The sequence below is a fragment of the Paenibacillus sp. FSL H8-0457 genome (assembly GCF_038051935.1).
GTDB classification, from domain to species: Bacteria; Bacillota; Bacilli; order Paenibacillales; family Paenibacillaceae; genus Paenibacillus_AQ; species Paenibacillus_AQ lautus_A.
The window spans coordinates 4,505,580-4,527,955 of the sequence record NZ_CP150293.1; the positions used below are offsets into that span (position 1 = coordinate 4,505,580).

Below are 22,376 nucleotides of genomic sequence, written 5' to 3' on the forward strand. Positions count from 1 at the left end.
AGGAGCGTTTATGAAACGAAGTATTTCTGCTGAGTGGCTCAAACTGCGTCATTCTCGAATTGGCCTTATCATCGCGGTGCTTCCAATTCTAAGTCTGTTGATTGGATGTGCGAATTATTATTTTAACCAGGACGCCCTGCAAAATGGTTGGTACAGCCTTTGGACCCAGGTCGCCCTATTCTACGGCGTGTTTTTCCTGCCTATTCTGATTTCCATCTGCTGTTCCTATATTGGTAGGCTGGAGCATTTAAACCGAAATTGGAATATCGTGATGACCTCTCCTGTTTCGATTGCCAGCGTGTTTCTTGCAAAATGGATAGTCGTCGGTGTTTTAATCTTGTTCGCGCAAGTACTGTTCATAGGACTCTATTGGCTTGCAGGTACCCTATTCTCCTTACCCGGGCCTTTCCCTGTAGAGATTATAGGTTGGATAATCCGTGGATGGTATGCGTGTATGTCCATTACTGCTCTACAACTGGGACTTTCGCTGCGGATCCGCAGCTTTGCCACGCCGATCGGCATTAGTTTGTGCGCGGTCTTTATTGGTCTGGGCATGTATATTGCCAAGTTGGGCCTATTTTTCCCGTTCTCGTTACTCAACATCGGGATGAGTGTGATGAGTCAAGATCCGTTAACAGGCATGCAGAACATTCTGTTTTGGATCATCAATTTGGCTTTCATCATCATTTTTGCATCGATGACTATTCGCCGGCTGAAGAATAAAGACATTGTCTCATCCTGATTACGCTTAGGAGGATTTTTATAATGAAAAAAATAGTTCAAGTCCTGGGGCTCATCATCGTGATTGGAGCATGCTTGTGGATGTTCTTCTTGGACTCTGAGAAGCTTACCCCAGAAAATTCTGCAGGTAAAAACATCTATTATACGATGATAACCGGCCTCGGTATTCAAGATGACAATGGACGTTACAACTATGAGCTGACTTCATATAATGTGAAAGGAAATGAAAGAAGGCTTGGGTTTTCGGCCGGAAAGCAATTAAGAGAAGGAGCTTATGTACAGCTATATCACACGCTGCTTCGGGGTGTCACGCACTGGGAAGAGGTTGCCTTCAAGGAACTGCCTGAGACGGTTCAGCGGCGATATTCGAGGTGATTGGTTATCCGTTAATTTCATAGCATCAGTTCATTTTGAATTATTAGTTTAAGTACTAGGTTATTTTCCAGTGATTCCTTTTCATAGATGAAAATCGTATGGTAACCTTGTCTCTCAGCAGAGATTTAGTAATTCGTAAATTAAAAACCGAGGTCGTTCCCATGCGTTTTGTTAGTGAAGAAATGGGTCTGAGCGTAGGCTGGAATAACAAAGACAAGCTTGTTACTCTATCTAGCAATACATCCCTTCCATCAGAGCCCTCTAATGGAAGTGGGATGGAAGCAACCACGAATCTAATTTGAAATAAACTATGCAAGTAACCAACTGGTGGATTGTTTTCCCGGTGCCAACTAATTTAATGAGAGCCCAAACTGAAACCGAAAAAAAAAGACCGCCGCAGCGATCTCTTCTCTAATTATTGCACCAGGTAGTCTAAACGACAACGCCCTTTTTGAGGATAACATTGGCATACAGCGCTTGTTCGCCCGTCGACACGATGGCATACGCATTCTTGGCGCGTTCATAGAACGAGAAACGTTCCATCTCATCGAATTCAACGGGAACGGCGTGAAACTGCTGCACGATCTGGCGGTAATCCTCCCAGATCGGCGTTTTCACGGTATCTCCGGGGGTGACGGCCATCAGCGCTACCGGGGATTCGACGTACGTATCCAGCGGAAATAACGGCAATATTGCGTTTAATAACGCAGGGATTCCGTGTCCGTCTGCCCGGACCAACCGCCGGGCGTGACTGGCTGCAGGGAAATTGGCGTCGCCGAGAACGATTTCATCCGCGTGCCCCATCTCCATTAGTATTTTCAGCAGCTCAGGCGAGAGCAAATGAGATATGCCTTTTAGCATGGAACGACATCCTTCTTTATCAGATTTTGAAGCAAGTTGAGAATCTTAACAGGGAGCTGTCAGTCCCTGAACGCTCTCATGATCACGGCTGTGCCTGCTGCTGCCCGATCAAGGACTTGTAACGCAGGAACGCTGCCTCCCAATCCTCACTGGATTCGGGTTCATACCAGGCCAGCGGAAAAGACCGCTTCACGAGTTCGACTCCCTCTTCCCTGCTGCGCAGCGTGCCATTGGCCACAAATTGAACCAGCATGTTCCCGATGGCGCTGGCTTCGACCGGACCGGCCCACACCGTACGGCCCATCGCATTCGCCGTATACCGGCATAACAGCTCGTTTTGAATGCCGCCGCCAACCATATGAAGACCATCGTACGACTGCCCTGTCAGTACTTCCATCCGTTCAAGCACTTCCCGGTATCTTAGGGCCAGGCTTTGCAGTATGCACTGGACATACTCACCGGCGCTTTGCGGAACGGGCTGCCCGGTCTCCAGGCAATAATCCCGAATTTCAGCCGTCATATCGGCCGGATTCATGAAGCGTAGATCATCGGGATGGATGAGGCTGCGGAAAGGCTCCGCGTCCTCCGCGAGCTCAACCAGCTCTGCATAAGAATACTTCAGTCCCTGATTTTCCCACTGCCGCTTGCACTCCTGAAGAATCCAGAGGCCCATGATATTCTTCAGCAATTGATAGGACTGATAAGCCCCGCCCTCATTGGAGAAGTCTTCTTCCAGCACGTCCGGGTGGACAAGCGGCTCCGGCATCTCGGTTCCGAGAAGCGACCAGGTCCCGCATACGAGATAAGCAAACCTGCTGGCGTTCGCCGGAACGGCCACCACGGCGGATTCCGTATCGTGCGACGCCACGGCAATCGCTTCGATCGCCGGAACGCCAAGCTCTTGCGCCACGGCATCCTGCAGCCTGCCAATCACGCTTCCCGGCTGTACGGGTTCAAGGAACAAGGACGAGGGAAGTCCCAGCTCATCCATTAACCGGTTATTCCACTTGCCTTCCGTAACATGGTACAGCTGGGTCGTGGTTGCCATGGTAAACTCGCATGCTTGAACCCCTGTAAGAAAATAGTTCAGAAGATCCGGCGTGAGCAGGAACTTGTCCGCGATATCCAGCATCGGCGACTTCGCCTTGAGCATCGCATTCAACTGGAAAATGGTGTTAAACGGCATGAATTGCAGACCGCTTTCTTGGAACAGCCGCTCTCTGCCAACCTGCTTGCAGGTTTCCTCCACCATGCCTTCCGTCCGGAGGTCCCGGTAATGATAAGGCACTCCGATGAGCTCCCCGTTGCGGTCAATCAGTCCATAATCGACGCCCCACGAATCGATGCCATAGCTGGCCGGTCGATAACCGTCCTGAAACGCTTTACGGATGCCGTGCTTGACCTCCTGGAGCAGCATCGGGAAGTTCCAGTGCAGATGATCTCCCATCTGAACAGGGGTATTGGCAAAACGATGAATCTCCGTAATCTTCAGTATGCCGGGGGAGTCATGATCAGAAGCGGTGATTTCGCCCAGCAGCGCCCGGCCGCTGCTGGCCCCCAAGTCAAACGCAAGCACCGCAGATGGATTGCTCATACGCCGCATCCTTTCTCACCTTTAGTACGATACCGATTCAAATTTCAACTACCCGAGTCTGAACGTTAACTCGACATTTATTTCATCTTCTGCAGAAGCTGAATTCGATAATCCTCGCTCTCCAGTGCAGCAATATCGTCTACTTCCTGATCGGTCAGCGGCACCGGCGTGCCGGCCGCCTTGGCGCTCAGATAAATTTTGGCGCTCTCTTCAACCACTTGGGTCCGGTAATACGCTTCGCGCAGATTCCGGCCGGTTGTGACCAGTCCATGATTACCCAGCAGTATGGAGCTGGCCGTGGTCACTTTCTCCGCGACGGCATCTGCCAGCAAATCCGTCGTTGGTATGATGTACGGGATATAAGCCGTACGGCCGACCAATGCCGCCTGATCGGGGAACATTACCGGCAGCTCCTGTTCCACCAGCGTAAAGGCAATGCAATGGGACGGATGCGTATGCACCATGGCCCCGATGTCAGGGTTGCTGCGGTATCCGTACAGGTGCATCAGCACTTCGGAGGAAGGCCGCAGACCCATATCGGTAATATCGCCCGTCGGGATATCCACTTCAATCCATTGCTCCGGCTCGATCTCCTCCAGCGCGAAACCGCTCGGGGACAAATACATTTTGTCCCCTGCCCTGGCGCTGATGTTCCCTCCAGGCCCTACAACGAGTCCGCTGTCGACGATTTTTTTGGCATATTTGCAGAGCTCGTTTCTCGTTTCTACATTCAGCATGATTCGCTCTCCTCTCGAATGACCTTATTTATATAGAGGACCGAAGTTCTGGCAAGCGCGGAAATCGGCGCTTTCCGGATCGGACGTTCCAAACATGCCCCATGCACGCGGACGGAACACCTCATTAGCGGGCACATTATGCATGTTGACCGGAATTCGCAGCACCGAAGCCAGGGTGATAAGATCTGCTCCGATATGTCCGTAACTGATCACGCCGTGATTGGCGCCCCACTGGTTCATGACCTCATAAACACTGGAGAAGGCTCCCTCTCCCGTGAGGTTCGGTACGAACCAAGTCGTTGGCCATGTCGGGTCTGTACGCTTATCGAGCGTATCGTGCACCTCCGACGGCAGGTCCACGGAATAGCCTTCGGCGATTTGCAGGACGGGACCAAGCCCTTTCACCAGGTTAAGGCGGAACATCGTCATCGGCATGCCGCCGCGCGTCAGGTAGTCGGTCGAGTAACCGCCGCCCCGGAAATACTCCAGGTTAGCCGGTCTCCACTGCGTGGCCTTGAGCGTGCGGTCGACCTCTTCATCCGTAATATCCCAGAACGGTTTCATGGCCGGTTTGCCGTCAAGCTCCTGCTCGCCCGTTCCGTCCAGCGCAGCCGAACCGGAATTGATCAAATGCAGGATGCCGTTCTCCGCCTTGCCTTCAAGCTTATAGCCGGTAACCCGTTCTACCGAAGCCGGACTCCAGTACGTCCGCACATCCGCGAAAATCTGTGCCGTATTGGTTAACAGGTATCCGAACAGCATGCCGACTCCGTTCAGGCTGTCATTCTCCGTTGCCACGATATAGGGCGAACGTCTGCCGTTCCAATCGAAGGAGGAATTGAGGATGGTCTCCAGAAAGTCTCCGTTCGGGGAGTGATCCGTCCATTGGCGCTGCCCCTGGAAGCCGGAAGCGATCGCGCTGTGGCCTTGGGCTTCCTCTTCGAAACCAAGCTCCTTCAATCGCGGATTGCCAATCATCAAATCACGGGTGATCAGCGTCATTTTGACGACGGTTTCCCATTCGAGATCCTTGCGCTCCCGGCTGTTCTGCAGATGATCCGGATTGTTATCCGGTCCTTCGGTACAGTTCTCCTTCACCCAAGCAAGCGCCTTCTCATATTCTTCAGGATCATAGATCCCTTCTTCCAAACGGCGCGTAAACTCGCTCATATCCACATATTCGTTCCGCATGCCCAGATATTCCTGGAAGAAGCTGTCGTCCACGATCGAGCCGGCGATGCCCATCGACACCGAGCCCATGGACAAGTACGATTGTCCGCGCATATAGGCCGCAGCCAGTCCGCTCCGTGCAAAACGCAGGAGTTTCTCTTGAACGTCATCCGGAATGCGGGTATCCCCTTCATCCTGAACGTCTTCGCCATAGATGCCGAATGCGGGAAGTCCTTTCTGCGCATGGGCCGACAGTACGGCGGCCAGGTAAACCGCGCCTGGACGTCCTGTTCCGTTGAAGCCCCATACCGCCTTCGGACGCGAAGGATCCGCATCCATCGTCTCGGTGCCGTAACACCAGCAAGGCGTAACGGTTATCGTCAGGCCGACCTCGGCATTCTTGAATTTTTTGGCAGCCGCAGTCGCTTCGGCCACGCCGCCGATGCAAGTATCCGCAATCACGCATTCAACCGGCTCGCCATTCGGATATTTAAGCTCTTTCGTCAGCATCTCGGCGACGGCCTTGGCCAGATTCATCGTCTGTTCCTCAAGGGATTCCCTTACCCCTCTCCGTCTGCCATCTATCGTAGGGCGAATGCCGATTTTCGGAAATCCGTCCCGCCATCTGTAATCGTTTTCAATTGTCATGTATGTCACGCCTCCCTATAAGGATTATGACATCATTGTAAGTTGATTCGGGCTCAAGGATAACCCACTATGTTGTTATATCGGTCCCCAATTTCAGCAAGACAGTGTACCTATGCGTAAGCGGGTTGCAAACGATTTCGGCATCGAGGAGCAATATGCATTATAATAGGAAAAGGATGCTGCTTTCAGGAGGGACGAGACCGTGCCAAAAATCGAAATCTCGCATAGTAAAAGCGATCACTTCCGCTTCATCAAAAATCCGCAGCTGCTCTTTGCCGGCCAGGTCGTGGACGAGGACTTCTTTTATGGCCCGCCCCAAATCCACGATTTCTGCGAGATCATCTATGTGGTTGAAGGTCGCGGAGAATTCACCATAGCAGGTAAAGTATATGAGCTTCACAAAGGCGATGTCGCCATCTATAACCCCGGCATTCCCCATGAGGAGAAATCCATCACGGACGGGCCTTTCAAGGTAATCTATTGCGGCGTGGATTCGCTTCACATTGAAGGGGTGCCTCAGGGGATGCTGCTGCCGGCCTATGTCGAGCCGGTCATATCCTGCGAAAAATACGCTTATAAAGTGGAGAGCTATCTTTCCGAGATCCTCCGCGAATGCGATTCGCAGGTACTGGGATATGAAACGCTGAGCACGAACCTGCTGATGTCATTGATTACCGTGATTTATCGCATCGTGGACGTTAAACACCAATTCCAATCCTTGAAGGGCAAGAATGAAATCGCGCTGCGGACCAAGCACTTTATCGACGCCAACTACACCCAGAGCATCAGCCTCAAGGACATTGCCGATACGATGTATGTCAGCCAGCATTATTTATCCCATCTGTTCAAAAAAGAAGTCGGCGATTCCCCCTTCAATTACTTGATATCCCGCCGGATTGAAGAGGCCAAGCGCCTGCTGGCGGATTCCGAAATGCCGGTGCACGAGGTTGCTTCCCAGGTCGGCTACGGCAACGACAAGTATTTCTCGATGTTGTTCAAGAAAATTACCGGTCAAACGCCAAGCTCGTTCCGGGAACAGAGCAAATTGGCCGTGGAGTGAAGGAATTTTCGATTGTTTTCCTTTCGATAAAGCAGGCAGCCGCAATGGTACGGCTGCCTGCTTTTTATATATTACTGTTATTTGTCATTCTATATCGTCAAAAGTATGGAGCATGCTTGATTTTGACGGGGCCGACCGTTTCGATCCTGCTCTGGCATCCGAGACGGTACCCCTCTTCGATTTCTTCCGGATCCAGGCGCCGTTCTTCGGCCAGATTGGGTTCGGACAGATACTCGATTCCCTCCACCACCATGCAGCGGCAGCGCGCACATGTCCCTCTTTTGCAAAAAGAGTTCCAATCCACCTCATTCCGCTCGGCCAAGTCAAGCACCGTCATGCCCAGAACAGGGGCCACGCTACGCTGAACCTCGCGGCCCGTAAGCTCGATGATCCGGTCCGGCACGGCTTCCATTCTCTCTTCCGCTGCCGGGAGCGACGATTTCTCTCCGCTGTTCTCGCCCTTTTTGTTTTTCCAGAATTTAAACACGCCTTTATCCCCCTATGCATGTAATCATCAGGTTATGTATGAATTCCTTCAATTATTATACTGGAAAGTTTAAAAAATCAACATGCTTACTCTTATCGATTCTATGACATCATGCAATTGGAACTCTATGAAAATTTTGCTATACTAGCGTATGCTAGAGCAAATCCCATATTCTATGAGAATCATTCTATTATTTTATTGGGTTGGAGGGAAAACAATAGCATGCTGCATAAACCAATAGGAAAAACAGCCGTCGCTGCCGTTCTTGCCTTATCTCTGCTCGGAACCGCTCCCCATATCGGCCAGGTACAGGCTGCGCCTGCCATTTCGGTCAAGCTGGATGACGTTGCGCTTACATTCGATGCGGCTCCCAGGATAGACAAAGGGGTCACTTACGTGCCGTTCCGGACGGTCGGTGAGGCGCTGGGCATTCAAATCACGTGGAACAGCAAGACCCAAACGGTGAAGGCCATTGGCGAGGTGAAAGGTCAAACGACGGAAGTGCTGCTTCAAGTCGGGAGCTCGAGCGCAACCGTCAACGGTAAAAAAGTGAAGCTGGCCGCTCCCCCTGTCCAGCGGGAAGGCCGCGTTCTGATTCCGCTCAGCTCGTTCAGCAGCCAATTCGGCGTTAATGTCGGCTGGAATCAGGCGACTCGCACGGTCTCCCTCGTGTCGCCGCAGCGCGAAATGCATCTAAGAGCCTTTTACGCTTTGCAATCTTTCCAAGAGCGGGATCTCGTAGCATCCATGAATTCAGTCGCTTTCGGCTGGAGCCGCATTGATCGGGAAGGTCAGTTTACGCTTCAAGGCGACGAGTATCGTCTGCCTGCGGCGGCCGGCGACGTGACTCCGCAATCGATTGTTGCGGATGCTGCGGATCGGGAGATTAAACCGTACCTTATGGTTTACGCTTTGGACGGAAACGGCGAATTAACCAAAGTCCTCAGCGACAGCAGCCTTCGCCAAAAGTCCATTGAGGGCATCACGACTGCGGTGGCGGATAACGGATTCGGCGGCGTGGTGCTTGATTTCGAAGGGCTCGGTTTTAAACTGGATGCCGCGAAGCAGCAGAAGCTGCTTAATGATTACGTCAAGCAATTGAAAGCCGCATTGCCGAGCGACATTGCTCTGTCCTTAGCCGTTCCGCCATTGAACAGCGCCTATAAAGGCTATGATTACAAGACGCTGGCCTCCCTTGCCGATGATCTCATCGTCATGGCGTATCAGTACAATCCGGTTGGCACCAAAGCCCAGGTTCCTGAACCCAACAGTCTGGTGGACCAAGCCATTCAGCAGGCACTTCAGGCAGGCGTTCCTAAGCAGAAGCTCCTGCTCGGCATCAGCTTAAGCAGCGAAACCGCCACATCCGTCGACGATAAGCTCGGCTTGGCCAAGCGCTATGATCTGAAAGGTGCCGCCTTCTGGCGTCTGGGCTTGTTCCGTTCCTATAATAATGGCATGGAAGCCGCCGTGAATGCCTCTGTCGTAAAGGAATAATCTAGTGAATCTTTTCGCAGAATCCCAAATTATAATCTTCCATAAAAAAAGAAAGCCTGACAAGATCATCTCTTGTCAGGCTTTCCGGTTATGTATCGAACTCTAAACTGCGTATTCCAATTAGCTCGCGCTTCCTACCAGTTTAGCATAGTTCTCTTGACTCAATACACGGCGCGCCGTAACATAACGCGGTTCGTAATAGGAGTCGCTAAGCTTGCTGATTCTTACGCCCTTGCTGCTGGAAGCATGCGCAAATTGTCCATCTCCAATGTAAACGCCCGCATGGGAAATGCCGCTTCCGCTTGTATTGAAGAATACCAAATCTCCGACTCTCAGGTCCTCGCGATCCACATGAACCCCGGCTTTAGCCTGACTCTGGGAAGTGCGTGGAAGGTCCAAGTCGAAATTTCTAAACATATACAGAATAAATCCGGAGCAATCAAATCCGCTTGTCGTTGTTCCGCCCCATTTATAAGGCGTTCCTACTAATTGCTTCACTTGATGCTGAAAATTCGGTTGTTGATCAGCATAGGCTGATACGGCACCAGAAGAAAAAATAATTGCAGACCCAAGCAATGTGATGACAAATTTCTTCAAAATACGTTCTCTCCTTCGATGCCTACGGAGTTAGCTAAGGGTTCGGTTGAAGGTTCCCTATACTCTCTATGGTACAAGAATAATTCACCCAAGACGGTTCCCCCGTTTTCACAAACGAAATTCGGCAAAATTCATTAACATTTTGTAACCTTCTCTTAATATAGTATACAAGCAAGGATGCTGTCAATAATATCCTAGAAATCTATCACTATATGTTAATCAATGTCGTATAGGCTGAAAATTTTCATGTTTTTTCATTATGCCATCTCGTATACTCATGACAATTATGTAACACTCCATCGAACCTCCGGCGACGTTTTGTTAATGGGCATGCAACTTTTTTGCAGTTCGGAACGTTTACATATTCAGACAAGAAATCAAAGAGGTGATCCTTCGCTTATGAGTCAAATTACGATGGCTGAAGCTTTGGCAGTCCGGGCAGCAATCAACCGTCTCATGAATCAACTGATGTCGGAACGCTTGAACAACAGCAGCACGATCATTGAAAAAGGGGAAACGGCGGAGTATCCTGCACGCAGCGTGGATGCCATTACGGAAGAGATCGAAGCTGCCGCAGCGGATTACAGAAAGCTGGATCTGCTGATGGCAATCTCCAACACGACGCAGACCATTAGTTGGAACGGCTCCGACATGACCATCATGGAGGCGATCGAGCTTGCCAAACAAATGCGCAGCGATATCGGACAGCTTGCCCATCTCGGCTCCCGCAAGAAGCTGGAGCGCCAGAACGGCCGGGGAAGCGGAGATGGCGCCGTAACGCTGTTTAACGTGGCCTTATACGATCCGGAAGCTTATCAGGCGCAGGCGCGCAAGAAGGAACGCGAAGTGACCAGGCTCTCCTCACTGATCGAACATGCCAACCATACGAGCATGATTACGTTCGACGCATCAAAATACATGGAGTAGCGGAAGCCGCCGGCTCCAAGCCTGCAGGCCGCCTCGCGTGCGGGTTTGGAGCCGGCGGTTGCCGTCGGCGGGCGGGAAAGTGCGGGCAACCGCTTATTGTTTGTCGGATACAAACAAACCTAATAGGAAACCAAAAACTCGACTCCAGTGAAAACGGATGACGGCTTACGGTTTACGCCTATCACCTGTCACAAGTTACGGACTTCGCTTACGCAAATATGATCGCTCCGTTTCCCGCTCTCTTCATGAATAATCAGAAAGCCGCCCTTGAGGGCGGCTTTTGTTGCCTTTTCTTTACGAATGTATTATTGGAACAAGGCTGCGGCTCCCACCAGGCCAACATCGTCCCGCAGTCCCGCAGGAACGATCTCGTAGGTTCCTAAATAAGACGGCATGACCAGCTTATCCGTCATTTCCCGAAGCTGCGGGAAAAGGAGCTCGCCTGCTCTGCTCACACCCCCGCCAACCACGATGCGATCGGGGTTGAAGCTGTGAATGACATTAACCAGTCCAAGCGCCATGTAATAAACGGCACGATCGATGACCTCTACTGCGACGGGGTCATGAAGACGTTTAGCCTCGAATACATGCCTGGCGTTCACGCCTCCATCGGCTGCGGCCAGTTCAGAAATAACGCTGGTCTGGGTAAGCATCCGCTGGGATGCTGCCAGGCCGATGGCCGTTCCTGAAGCAAACACCTCCCAGCAGCCATGGCTGCCGCAATTGCACTGCGGACCGCTGGGATCAATGATATGATGCCCAAGCTCCCCTGCAAAGGAATTGCTGCCCAGAAACAGCTTGCCATCCAGCACGATGCCTGAACCGATGCCTGTGCTGAGCGTCACGTAAACCATGTTCGTCGACCCTCGGCCGGCACCTCTTACATATTCGCCCCATGCGGCTGCATTGGCATCATTCAGCACTTGTACTTCCGTATTCAGATCTCGTTCCATCCAGGCTTTGAGAGGGACGTTGGTCCATTCCGGCAAATTCGTGCCGTGAATGACAATGCCCTCCCGGCTGTTAACCGTTCCCGGCGAAGCCATGCCTACGCCTCGAAGCGGGTGGCCGCCCGACACGCTGCGAATCATGTTCGTAATTCTCGCGACCACTTCCTCGGCCGTACGCGCTCCGGCTGTCTCCATTTGCTCCCGGTTCAGCAGCTGTCCTTCGGAATCAAAGAGCGCTGCCGCGATCTTCGTACCCCCAAGGTCAACGCCAACCACAAATTCTTGCTGTTTATTCAATTCGGTTTGCAATTTTTGTTCACCTGTTTCCGATAGGTTTGCTACTTCTATTGATGTAAGCTGTCAGCCAAGGATCGCAGTTCAACCGGATCAATGGGCTTCAGCCCTGATCGGCCATACCGGACAGCTGAGCCGAAATGAACCTCGCTCACGCCGGTCTGGTCGATGAAATCGCGTATGATTTCCCACTTCAGGCCGTTCCCGGCCAAAATCTTAAGCCCGGTGCCTGCGGCTTGTTCCACAAGCTCGCGAATCCTCGGGATCGCTTGCGGTGCCGGCTGCGGTCCTCCCGACGTCAAGACGCGGGTGACGGCCGGATATTTCTGCAATGTACGCAGCCCTTCGAATTGATCCTCCAATTCATCAAAAGCCCGGTGGAATGTCACCTGCATATCGCCCGTCCATTCCAGCATTTGGGCCAAGGCGGCCTCGTCGATCTTTCCTTCCGGAGTCAGCATGCCAAGGACCACGCCAGCCGCACCCGCCTTGCGGATCGCCTTAACCTCCGCAACCATGGTTGCTATATCCAGCGCGTTATACACAAAGGATCTGCTATGGGGCCTTACCATCACATGGACCGGAATCCGAACGGCTTTCACGACCTCTTCCACGAGACCGATGCCCGGCGTGAGCCCGCCTTCGGTGATCGCCGTGATCAATTCCAGACGGTCCGCGCCATTTTTCTCGGCTGTGATGGCATCGTCCACGCATGTTGCGATAATTTCAAGCAGCATGTTCTTCACTCCTTACTGTCGTTGGTTCGCTTGTGCAGGGCGAAACTGCTTCTCCACATAGTCCGCCAGCAGCCTGGCTCCATAGCCGGTAGCCCCTGCCGCGGAGTGAGGGAATTCCCGTTTATACTGGACCGTGCCTGCCATATCGATATGCACCCATTTCATGGTCTCCGCCACAAAATGACGGATGAACAACGCGGCCGTGATCGCGCCTGCCAAAGTCGACGTGCCGACATTCCTCAGATCGGCATAATCGCTTCTAAGCTCGGATTCATACTCGTCCATCAGCGGCATGGGCCATAAGCGCTCTCCGTTGCGCTCCCCGATCTCGACCAAATCGGCCGTTATCTCCTGATCGCCCCAAATGCCGGCGATCTCCAAGCCTAATGCCGCACCGACATTGCCGGTAAGGGTGGCGATATCGATCACCTTATCAGCGTTAAGATGGGCTGCGTGCAGCAGCGCGTCCGCAATGATCAATCTTCCTTCCCCGTCCGTATTCGCCACTTGAACGCTCAAGCCGTTCGGATAGTGAACGACGGAAGAAGGAAGCATCGCATCCGGCCCCGATAAATTATCCGCCACCGCGATCAATGCCGTAACCCGTACCGGAGCTTTCCGCGACACAAGAATATCCATGGCGCCCACGACCGCGGCTGCGCCGCCCATATCCATGCGGGCATCGCTGATGTCTCGGCCGATCTTAACGTTCATGCCGCCCATATCAAAGGTAACGCCTTTGCCGATAAGCACGATATGAGGGCTTTCCTTCCCGGATTCCGCTCCATTGTAGGAAATCTCGATCATCGCTGGCTCGTATTTGCTGCCGGCACCCACGGCGATCAGTCCGTTCATCTGCCGGTCATGAAGCTCTTGTCCGCGGTATACGTGAAGGTCTACGGGCGCTTTTTTGAAACGATCCTCAACGACCGCAACAAACGCCTCCGGATTTAACGTCTCAGGTGATTCATTCACCAAGTCTCGGGTGAGCTGCGTTCCTTCGATCCGGATTTCCGCCGTCCGGATGATGGCTTCCATATCTTCACGGGAAAGCCCCTCCCAGTCCTCTTGTCGAAGATGAAGGGACAGGGCTTGCAGATTGGCCGTAACCCCGCGATGCTTATTGAATTGATATAATCCGTACAGCCAGCCTTCCAACCACGCTTGGAGTTCTTCCTCCGCCGAAATCCGCGAAGTTGCTCCGACATCGCGGGATGCCGGGCGGATCAGCACTGCGCTTGATTTATTCTCCTTGAGCAGCGCCCTCGCGGCTGAAGCGCCCGTTCTTCGCACCTGCTCCGAAGTCAGGTTCGAACGTTGCCCCATTCCGGCAACGAGATCGTCCGACTCGTGCTCGGAACGTCCATAGAACCAAGTCAGCGTCTTGCTTTGCTTCCGGGATTCCGTTACGCGGTAATGAGACTCTTCCCCCTCATAAACCGCATAAATCGAAGTATCTGCCAGCTGAACTTCATCGATGGTGATGTTCATATCGAGCCCTTACCTCCTTTTATCAGAAAATCGATGCCTGTTACGCCTTCTTCATGATTTCTTCGTCATATAAATGGCAAGCCACCTGATGTCCCGGCTCAATCTCACGGTATACAGGCGTAATCTGTTTGCATACTTCCATGCAGGAAGGACAGCGGGTATGGAATCGGCAGCCTGTCGGCGGATTGACCGGGCTCGGCAGATCCCCCTTCAGAATGATCCGTTCCTTCTTCTGCTTCGGATCCGGAACCGGCACCGACGACAGCAGCGCTTGAGTGTAAGGATGAAGCGGTCGATCGTACAGCGTATCCTTATCGGCCGTCTCCACGAGCGCGCCAAGATACATAACGCCGATCCGGTCGCTGATATGCTCAACCACGCTGAGATCATGGGAGATGAACAGATAGGTCAGTCCGTATTCTTCCTGAAGATCCTGCAGCAGGTTCAATACCTGGGATTGAATGGATACGTCCAGTGCCGATACAGGCTCGTCGGCTACAATCAGATTGGGACGCACGGATAAGGCTCGGGCAATGCCGATGCGCTGGCGCTGCCCGCCGCTGAACTCATGGGCGAAGCGTTCGGCATGGAAGCTGTTCAAACCGACCGTTTCCAACAGCTCGCAAGCCAGTTTATCGCGCTCTTTGGAACTCAGCTTGGTATGAATCAGCAAGGGCTCCGCTACGAGCTCTTTGACTTTCATCCTTGGATTAAGGGAAGCGTACGGATCCTGAAAGACCATCTGCATGTCTTTTCGCAGCGGACGCATCTGGTTCTCGTTGTATCCGCTAATGTCGGTTCCGTTAAAAATCACTTCGCCGCTATTCGGCGTCAGCAGGCGGGTCACCAGCCGGCCGGTCGTCGATTTGCCGCAGCCGCTCTCGCCAACCAGGCTGAAGGTCTCGCCCTTATGGATTGCGAAGGAGATGCCATCCACGGCACGAAGCTGCTTGGACGTACCGAAGAACCCTTTTTTCACCGTGAATGATTTCTGCAAGTTTTTTACTTCTAATAAAGGTGTTTCTTTCATGCAGTTTCTCCTCCCTTCGAGTGACCTTCCTGTGTCAGCCAGCAGCGGCTTTTGCGATGTTCTTCATTTACAACGGGGAGAAGCTCCGGCTCCCGGGAGAGGCACTGCTCCATGACAAACGGACACCGCGGAGCAAATTTGCAGCCTTGCGGCATATTCCGCAGATCCGGCACATTCCCGGGAATGGATTCCAAGCGGCGCACCTTTTGTCTAAGCTTGGGCACCGAATTAATGAGTCCTTTGGTGTACGGATGCTGAGGGTTCTCAAACAATTCCTCGACCGTCGCCTCTTCGACGACCCGGCCAGCGTACATGACAACCACCCGGTCACACATTTCAGCCACAACGCCAAGGTCATGGGTAATGAGCAGCATGCCCATTTCCTGTTCCGTCTTGAGCCGATTCATCAGATCCAGGATTTGAGCCTGAATCGTAACGTCCAGGGCGGTAGTCGGCTCGTCCGCGATCAGCAGCTTCGGATTGCACGACATCGCCATCGCAATCATGACCCGCTGGCGCATGCCGCCGGACAATTGGTGCGGATAGTCGTCCACGACCTCGTCCGCCCGCGGAATGCCGACGAGTTTGAGCGAATCGATGGCATGCTGCCGCGCTTTTTTGCGGCCGTATCCCAAGTGCAGCATAATCGCTTCCTCCAGTTGCTTCCCGATCCGAAGGACGGGATTCAGCGACGTCATCGGCTCCTGGAAGATCATGGCCAGCTCGTTTCCGCGATAGCGGCGCATTTCTTTTTCCGACATTTGTACGAGATCCTTGCCCTCAAAGCTTACCGAGCCCCCGGATATTCGGCCGGGCGTGTCTTTAAGAAGCCTCATGATGGACAGGGAGGTCACGCTTTTGCCGCATCCGGATTCACCCACGAGCCCGAGCACTTCGCCTTTATTGATGTGAAAATCCACGCCTGCTACGGCAAGCACCGATGAGCCATCGCGTTTGAATTCGGTTTTGAGACCTTTAACTTCAAGCAATGTTTGCGTCACGATCTATCCCCCCTATTAGTTTTTCGTCTTCGGATCAAGGGCATCATTCAGTCCGTCACCGATCAGGTTGAATGCGAGCACGGTCAGGAATATGAGAAGCCCCGGGTAATATACGATATGGGGTGCAATACTCAAGTAGTCCCGACCCATGCTGAGCATGGCGCCCCAGTCCGGTTCCGTCGGCTTGGCCCCGAGGCCGAGAAAGCTTAACGAGGAAGCCGCCAGTATGGCGCCGCCGATTCTCATCGATACGTTGACGATAATGCTGGGAACCGTCTCGGGGAAAATATGTTTCCAGATAATCCGGTTATGCTTGGCACCCATGGACCGTGCTGCCTCTACATACAAAGATTCCTTTGCGGAGAGCGTCACGCTTCGAATGATTCTGGCAAACGACGGGGTCCCGAAGACCGCCACCGCGATGACTACATTGGATAAGCCCGGCCCCAGTATCGCCACGATACCGATGGCCAGCAGCAGGTCAGGGAACGAGAACATGACGTCACTGCCCCGCATGATGAGGCGATCCAGCCACCCGCCATAGTACCCGCTGATCAATCCGAGAATCGTACCCAGCACGGCGGATATAAATACGGCGCTTAAGCTGACCGACATGGTCAACCGCGTACCGTCGATCAAGCGGCTGAGAATGTCGCGGCCGTATTCGTCCGTGCCCGCCCAATGGGCAGCAGACGGGCCTTGCATCATCGCATCATAGTTCGGCTCATTGGGAGGATACGGAACGATATGCGGACCGATCACCGCCAGCACAAGTAGTAACAAAATAAATCCGCTTGATATAACGGCAAGCTTTTGTTTCAAGAATTTAGACGTAAACGCTTTGAATTTGCCAGTTGCCTGACTCTTCGCAAGCATATCCTCCGGTGCGGAGGAATGGACCGTCACTGTTGAATTGTCGCTCATGAGCTCCCCCTCCTATTTCGATGCATACCGGATTTTTGGATTCAGTACACCGTACAATAAATCGACAATCAGGTTAATCAGGATAAATTCGGCTGCGAACAGCAATAGAAGCGCTTGAATCACGGTGTAATCCCGGAACGCGATGGAATCGACCAAGAGACGCCCCATGCCGGGAATACTGAATACCGTCTCGACCATAACCGAGCCGCCCAGCAAAAATCCGAACTGAAGGCCCGCTACGGTCACGACCTGGATCAGGGAGTTGCGCAACGCATGCCTGCCGACAACGACGAATTCCCGCAAGCCCTTCGCGCGTCCGGTCCGGACATAATCCTCGCGCATCGTTTCGAGCATCGAAGTACGGGAGTATCTTGCCAGCATGGACATAATCCCCGCTCCCAGCGTAAAGGAAGGCAAAATATAGGATTGCCAGCTGTCGACGCCCCCTGTAGGGAACCAGCCCAGCTCAACGGAGAAAATTTGAATCAGGACAAGACCAAGCCAGAAACCTGGCAGGGAAATACCCGATATAGCCGTCAGCATCCCAATATAGTCCGGCCATTTGCCGCGATTGACTGCTGATATGATACCAATAATCAGACCAATGACCAGTGCCCAGCCAAGGCTGGTAAAGGTCAGGACAATCGTCGGGAAAAAGCGGCTTTCCAACATGTCCGTCACCGGCAAACCGGAAGTAACGGATACACCCAAGTCACCCTTCAACAGATCACTCATGTAGTTCACATACTGCTGCCATAGCGGCAAGTTTAAGCCTAGCTGCTCTCGAATCCCGTTGATCTCCTCAAGGGTGGCATCCTTACCTGCAACAAGCCGTGCCGGATCTCCAGGAATCAGGTGAATGAACATAAATACAAGGATGGATACAACGAACAACAGCGGGATTACACCCAGCAGCCTCTGAATTGCATATCTTCCCAAAGGATGTGCCTCCTTTCAACATGCCAGCTTTTAAAATACGATGGGCCGCTTCCTTATTGATTCAAGAGGCGGCCCACCACAAGGTATACGTTTAGCAAGCTCTTCGCTGCCTGATTATTTGACTTCTGCGTTGATCACGCTGATCGATCCGTCCGGTAGGGCCTTCACGCCTTCAAGGTAAGCACGTTTGCCCGTGATGACCTGATCGACTCCGAGGAATGCCCAAGGAGCATCTTCCCAGATTTGTTTTTGGATGTTTGCATAGATTTCTTTGGCATCTTCAGCTTTGACGGATGCGTTAGCATCTTTGATCCATTGGTCAACGTTGTCGTTCTTGTAGTAAGCGGTGTTGGAACCCGCTGGCGGGAAGAACTCGCTGCTGAACAGACCTTTTGTCGCGCCGTCGGCATCGCCAGACGAAGGAGACCAGCTTACGTACCACATTTGAATTTTCGCGTTTTCCGGCGTAGCCGAGTTAATCTGATCGGACAGGGTTGCACCTTCCATCGACTTCGGTTCAGCTTTGATTCCGACGAGGGCAAGCTGCTGCTGAATAAACTGCATGCCTTTTACCGTTTCGGAATCATTCTCTCCCCAAATCTCAGCTTCGAATCCATCTGGATATCCTGCTTCAGCCAAAAGGGCTTTGGCTTTCTCCGGATCATAATCATAACCGGATTGCTCGGAGTAGTGCTGGGTCATGGAGGACATGGAAGAAGTCAGCTTCGAACCCAGTCCGGATTTAACGACTTTAATGTAAGCATCTTTATCGATGGCATAGTTGATGGCTTGACGAACCTTCAGATCGTCGTAAGGCTTCTTCATCGTATTCAGCGTGATATAACGCACGATCGTAGAATCAGTCTTATCGATGACGATATTGGAATCGCCTTCTACTTCGGACACTTGCTCTGTCGGCATAGGATAGATGAAGTCCGCTTCGCCCGTTTTCAGCATCGCGATCCGGGAACCGTTCTCCGGTACCGGTTTGAACGTAATGCTGTCCACCTTCGGAAGTCCTTCTTGCCAGTAATCTTCATTCTTCACAACGACAAGGCGGTCGCCTTGAATCCATTCCTTGAATTTGTAAGCCGCCGTACCTACTGGGTTCTTCGTGATGTCGACGCTTTCCTTAAGAGCCTTCGGGCTGATCATCAGCGCCATGGCCGTCTTGTTCAAGAAAGCGTTATACGGCTGGCTAAGGGTGATGACAACGGTGTGTTCATCCGGAGTTTGAACATCGGCTACTGTTGAGAAGCTCTTGCGCATTCTTAGGTTGTTCTTTTCATCCATGATGCGATCCAGATTGGCCTTTACCGCTTCAGCATTGAAATCCGTTCCATCATGGAACTTGACGTTCTGGCGCAGATTGAATGTGTACGTCAGGCCGTCTTCGCTGATCTTGTAGTCTTCAGCCAGCACGGGAACGAGTTCCATTTTCTCGTTGAAGCCCATCAAACCTTCATACATCGTGCGAGCACCGGAAATGGAGTGCGTGTCTCCGGCATTGTGAGGGTCAAGCGTGATGAAGTTGGCGTTAATCGCAATGACAACATCTTTGTTATCTTTTGTCACCGGCTTGCTCTCGCCGCCGCCTTCACTTCCCCCTTCGCCGCTTCCGCTGTTTCCGCCGCAGCCTGCCGCAACAATCGTAAATGCGAGCAGCAGCATGAGCAGTGACCATGTTCTACCTTTGAATCTCATTGTTTTACTCCCCCTTTGATGTAGTGAATATCTATAGATTCACTCGCCGCTTCGGCATGTAACAGCCTGCCTGCCGCTTTGAGTTCCTCACCGTTTAAGCATTCCATTCGTACACAGCGCGCCGTTCACCGACAAACGTGCCCCCATCGTTGAAAATGGCATTTGGAACCAGCTCATACAACCGGTCAATCGTAGACTGATCGCTGTAGCCGAGACGCTCCAGGATGGAAGCGATGATGCACGGCCATACTTGCTCGGAGCCGTCGGATACTTTGAGCGAGATCGCCAAGCGTTCTTTCCGAAGACCGATGCCGTACACGCCCTTCGCGCCGCCCTTGGCTGTCAGGTTTTGGTCCCTGAGCAGAGCTGAGCACACAAACTTGGTGTCTGCAATGATATCCGGATACTCATTCATCAGCTTCGCCATTCTGGCTGCAGCTTCTGCAGTCTCTGGATCCTCGATCAAATCCGGGCATGCCAGCTTGAGGAAGGAATACCCGATACGATCCAGGGGAAGCGCGAAGATGGGAAGTCCGCAGCCGTCAATGCCTTGCGGAATCGAGGAAACCGGAACCTCGGCGAAATAAGCCAGCGTCTCGAGGATTTCTTGCTGAACCGGATGCCCCGGTTTGTAATACGTGCTTTCGTCCCAGCCCATATGCTTGCATAGGGCAATCAAGCCGCTGTGCTTGCCGGAGCAGTTATGGAAGATTCTGCGCTTCTCCTCATGATCGCGATGGCGCTGCGCCTTGGCATCCTCATTCAATGGATAAGTTGCGCAGCAGTGAAGCGCTTCTTCCCGAATGCCGGTTTTCTTCAGAATGGATTCCAATGCATCAATGTGGAATCGCTCGCCCCGATGGGAGGCGGCAAACAAGGCCGTTTCTTCCCCCGTTAGTCCGTACACTTCGTCAATCCGGCGTTTCATTACCGGAATCGCCTGGAACGGCTTGGCCGCCGATCTCAGAAAGGTCATATGATGCGGATCGCCCGCTGCGTATACAACCTTTCCGTTCTCGTCTACGACGCTGATCGCGCCGTAGTGCACATTCTCCAATACGTTCCCGCGATATTCCTCTACCAATGGCACAAATCCCATGTTCATGCTCCCCCGATCTCCAGATGAATTAATTCAATTGAAAGTAACGATCCTGTGCGACAAGCCCCGACCCGATGATGACCCCATGCTCGTGAAGCTCCGAGCGAACAATCGTAAAGGAATCTTGAAGCGGCTCCCAGATGTACTGCGAGTAACACAGATCGGTGATCTCTTCGTATACTTCGGGAAACTTGTCCAGAAACTCGCCGCTCAAAATGACGCTGTCCGGATTGTACATGCTGACGACGTTATTGATCGTAATCGCCATGTAGGCCAGGGCCCGGTCGATCAAATAGCTTGCCCAGCGCGTTCCGGCCCGCCTCTCCGCGAACAGCTCCTCGATCGTGCGGACGGGTTTGATTTTGCTGGCCTCCGACAACAAGGACGGTATATTGATATACGTTTGGAGGCATCCGGCTTTCCCGCAGTCACACATCATGCCTTCAGGGTCGACGGTCGTGTGACCGATTTCCCCGGCGCTGTTCGTCACCCCGCGGTAAATCTCCCCCTCCAGAATGAGCGCCGATCCGACGCCATTGCCGAAGCCCAGGAGCACCGTACGGTTGGAGCCGTAGGCCGAACCCTTGAGCTGCTCCGCCAACGCCTTTACCTTCAGCTCATTGTCCACGACAGCTTGAAGCCCGGTTAGTTCCTTGAGCCTCTCAGCAAGGCTCACATTCTTCCATCCCAGCTGTACCGAAAAATTGACGATGCCGGCGTCGACATCGATGATGCCCGGAAGTCCAACGCCAATGCCCACCACCCGTCTTCGGTCGATATCGCATTCGGCGATCAACTCTTCAATGGTTTCCGCAATCCGGGTTACCGTGACATCCGCCGTTTCATCGGATGATCTTGAAAAGCTTCCGCTGCACAATACGTTACCCTGAACATCAATGAATCCGATATGGGCTTGATGCCGATCCAGCTCGACGCCGATCGAGATGACCGCCGTATCCAGCAGCCTTATTAAGGAAGACTTTCTTCCGCGGCCGGCCGAGGCCTGCTCTTCCGTTTCGTGAACGTATCCTTCCTCCGTCAGCTCCGATACGATCCGGCTGACCGTTGTCGGACTCATGCCCGTCTGTTTGGCAATGACGGCTCTTGAAATCGGCTGTTCATTCTTGATGATTTGAAATACTGTGAGTCTGTTCTGCCGCTTCATAAAGTCTTGATCATGCTTTTTCATGAAGACATCCCCTATTTAATTTCACCAGTAGATTAATTAGATCAATTTTCCAAGTAAAAAGATCCGAAATCATCAAAAAACAGTGATTAATATCAGTTTTAATATTTTTATTCTCCAGTGATATTAATAATAAATCGTGTTTTGTAAAAGTGTCAATATATATGACACATTTAAATAAATATTTTTTTGATTCTGGAAATGTAAGCATTTCACTTTTTTACGAAAGAAATTCAATCTCCTGCATACATACATATGACCTCCCATCACGCACAACATGACATGAACATGACGTAAAATCTCCTAAAATGTAGGTAACAACGTCGT

22 protein-coding genes and 1 riboswitch are annotated in these 22,376 nt (G+C 52.3%); of the genes, 6 read left to right on the forward strand and 16 right to left on the reverse strand.

Annotated elements, in window-relative coordinates; translation table 11 throughout:
• Positions 1 to 10: 10 nt before the first annotated feature.
• The 3 genes from MHI43_RS19855 (at position 11) to MHI43_RS19865 (ending at position 1,418) form a co-directional block, all read left to right on the forward strand.
• Positions 11 to 742: an ABC transporter permease gene (locus MHI43_RS19855; protein WP_015736113.1), complete on the forward strand. Its 732-nt coding sequence runs from the start codon at positions 11 to 13 to the stop codon at positions 740 to 742.
• A 23-nt stretch (positions 743 to 765) separates the two neighbouring features.
• Positions 766 to 1,116: a YxeA family protein gene (locus MHI43_RS19860; RefSeq protein ID WP_015736114.1), complete on the forward strand. Its 351-nt coding sequence runs from the start codon at positions 766 to 768 to the stop codon at positions 1,114 to 1,116.
• A gap of 182 nt (positions 1,117 to 1,298) precedes the next feature.
• A complete protein-coding gene (locus tag MHI43_RS19865; protein ID WP_235201719.1) occupies positions 1,299 to 1,418 on the forward strand; it encodes a hypothetical protein in 120 nt (39 codons plus the stop codon).
• Positions 1,419 to 1,548: 130 nt separating this feature from the next.
• Here the strand turns inward: MHI43_RS19865 and fucU are convergent, their stop codons facing one another.
• The 4 genes from fucU to MHI43_RS19885 all read right to left on the reverse strand — a co-directional run bounded on the left by fucU (position 1,549) and on the right by MHI43_RS19885 (position 6,126).
• A complete protein-coding gene (gene fucU / locus MHI43_RS19870; RefSeq protein ID WP_015736115.1) occupies positions 1,549 to 1,977 on the reverse strand; it encodes an L-fucose mutarotase in 429 nt (142 codons plus the stop codon).
• Between the two features lie 82 nt (positions 1,978 to 2,059).
• Positions 2,060 to 3,571 carry a rhamnulokinase family protein gene (locus MHI43_RS19875; RefSeq protein WP_036661350.1) on the reverse strand — a complete coding sequence of 504 codons (1,512 nt, stop codon included), beginning with the start codon at positions 3,569 to 3,571 and terminating at the stop codon, positions 2,060 to 2,062.
• Between the two features lie 77 nt (positions 3,572 to 3,648).
• Positions 3,649 to 4,308 (reverse strand): class II aldolase/adducin family protein, encoded by a 660-nt coding sequence (locus MHI43_RS19880; RefSeq protein WP_036661352.1) that lies wholly within the window; start codon positions 4,306 to 4,308, stop codon positions 3,649 to 3,651.
• A 24-nt stretch (positions 4,309 to 4,332) separates the two neighbouring features.
• On the reverse strand, positions 4,333 to 6,126 hold the full coding sequence (locus MHI43_RS19885) for an L-fucose isomerase (protein WP_009592101.1): 1,794 nt from the start codon (positions 6,124 to 6,126) through the stop codon (positions 4,333 to 4,335).
• A 202-nt stretch (positions 6,127 to 6,328) separates the two neighbouring features.
• Here MHI43_RS19885 and MHI43_RS19890 point away from each other — a divergent pair, with 202 nt between their 5' ends.
• Entirely contained in the window at positions 6,329 to 7,186 is an 858-nt protein-coding gene (locus MHI43_RS19890) for an AraC family transcriptional regulator (RefSeq protein ID WP_015736118.1), read from the forward strand.
• A 97-nt stretch (positions 7,187 to 7,283) separates the two neighbouring features.
• Here the strand turns inward: MHI43_RS19890 and MHI43_RS19895 are convergent, their stop codons facing one another.
• A complete protein-coding gene (locus tag MHI43_RS19895; RefSeq protein WP_015736119.1) occupies positions 7,284 to 7,673 on the reverse strand; it encodes a 2Fe-2S iron-sulfur cluster-binding protein in 390 nt (129 codons plus the stop codon).
• Positions 7,674 to 7,895: 222 nt separating this feature from the next.
• On the opposite strand from MHI43_RS19895, the gene MHI43_RS19900 reads away from it, so the two are divergent.
• Positions 7,896 to 9,170, forward strand: a complete 1,275-nt coding sequence (locus MHI43_RS19900; RefSeq protein ID WP_015736120.1) for a stalk domain-containing protein — start codon at positions 7,896 to 7,898, stop codon at positions 9,168 to 9,170.
• A gap of 120 nt (positions 9,171 to 9,290) precedes the next feature.
• Here the strand turns inward: MHI43_RS19900 and MHI43_RS19905 are convergent, their stop codons facing one another.
• Positions 9,291 to 9,767 (reverse strand): C40 family peptidase, encoded by a 477-nt coding sequence (locus MHI43_RS19905; RefSeq protein WP_036661354.1) that lies wholly within the window; start codon positions 9,765 to 9,767, stop codon positions 9,291 to 9,293.
• A 3-nt stretch (positions 9,768 to 9,770) separates the two neighbouring features.
• A riboswitch (cyclic di-AMP (ydaO/yuaA leader) is annotated at positions 9,771 to 9,904 on the reverse strand.
• Positions 9,905 to 10,166: 262 nt separating this feature from the next.
• On the opposite strand from MHI43_RS19905, the gene MHI43_RS19910 reads away from it, so the two are divergent.
• Positions 10,167 to 10,694 (forward strand): hypothetical protein, encoded by a 528-nt coding sequence (locus tag MHI43_RS19910; protein WP_036661356.1) that lies wholly within the window; start codon positions 10,167 to 10,169, stop codon positions 10,692 to 10,694.
• 305 nt (positions 10,695 to 10,999) lie between these two features.
• On the opposite strand, the gene MHI43_RS19915 is transcribed toward MHI43_RS19910, so the two are convergent.
• From MHI43_RS19915 to MHI43_RS19960, 10 genes are all read right to left on the reverse strand, one after another.
• The gene (locus MHI43_RS19915) at positions 11,000 to 11,941 is read right to left on the reverse strand and encodes an ROK family protein (protein WP_341283154.1); all 942 of its coding nucleotides are present in this window, start codon (positions 11,939 to 11,941) and stop codon (positions 11,000 to 11,002) included.
• A gap of 47 nt (positions 11,942 to 11,988) precedes the next feature.
• A complete protein-coding gene (locus MHI43_RS19920) occupies positions 11,989 to 12,675 on the reverse strand; it encodes a copper homeostasis protein CutC (protein WP_015736124.1) in 687 nt (228 codons plus the stop codon).
• A 12-nt stretch (positions 12,676 to 12,687) separates the two neighbouring features.
• Complete coding sequence (locus MHI43_RS19925) at positions 12,688 to 14,166, reverse strand: leucyl aminopeptidase family protein (protein WP_036661360.1); 1,479 nt, start codon at positions 14,164 to 14,166, stop codon at positions 12,688 to 12,690.
• A 40-nt stretch (positions 14,167 to 14,206) separates the two neighbouring features.
• Positions 14,207 to 15,196, reverse strand: a complete 990-nt coding sequence (locus MHI43_RS19930) for a dipeptide ABC transporter ATP-binding protein (RefSeq protein ID WP_015736126.1) — start codon at positions 15,194 to 15,196, stop codon at positions 14,207 to 14,209.
• A complete protein-coding gene (locus MHI43_RS19935) occupies positions 15,193 to 16,197 on the reverse strand; it encodes an ABC transporter ATP-binding protein (protein ID WP_015736127.1) in 1,005 nt (334 codons plus the stop codon). Before MHI43_RS19935 ends, MHI43_RS19930 begins: the two co-directional genes overlap by 4 nt.
• A 15-nt stretch (positions 16,198 to 16,212) precedes the next feature.
• Positions 16,213 to 17,073, reverse strand: coding sequence for an ABC transporter permease subunit (locus MHI43_RS19940; protein WP_085981268.1), 861 nt, complete (start codon positions 17,071 to 17,073; stop codon positions 16,213 to 16,215).
• Between the two features lie 60 nt (positions 17,074 to 17,133).
• Positions 17,134 to 18,060: an ABC transporter permease subunit gene (locus MHI43_RS19945; RefSeq protein ID WP_009592113.1), complete on the reverse strand. Its 927-nt coding sequence runs from the start codon at positions 18,058 to 18,060 to the stop codon at positions 17,134 to 17,136.
• Positions 18,061 to 18,174: 114 nt separating this feature from the next.
• On the reverse strand, positions 18,175 to 19,764 hold the full coding sequence (locus MHI43_RS19950; RefSeq protein WP_036661369.1) for a glutathione ABC transporter substrate-binding protein: 1,590 nt from the start codon (positions 19,762 to 19,764) through the stop codon (positions 18,175 to 18,177).
• 94 nt (positions 19,765 to 19,858) lie between these two features.
• Entirely contained in the window at positions 19,859 to 20,863 is a 1,005-nt protein-coding gene (locus tag MHI43_RS19955) for an asparaginase (RefSeq protein WP_036661643.1), read from the reverse strand.
• Between the two features lie 28 nt (positions 20,864 to 20,891).
• The gene (locus MHI43_RS19960) at positions 20,892 to 22,052 is read right to left on the reverse strand and encodes an ROK family transcriptional regulator (protein WP_036661372.1); all 1,161 of its coding nucleotides are present in this window, start codon (positions 22,050 to 22,052) and stop codon (positions 20,892 to 20,894) included.
• Positions 22,053 to 22,376 lie beyond the last annotated feature (324 nt).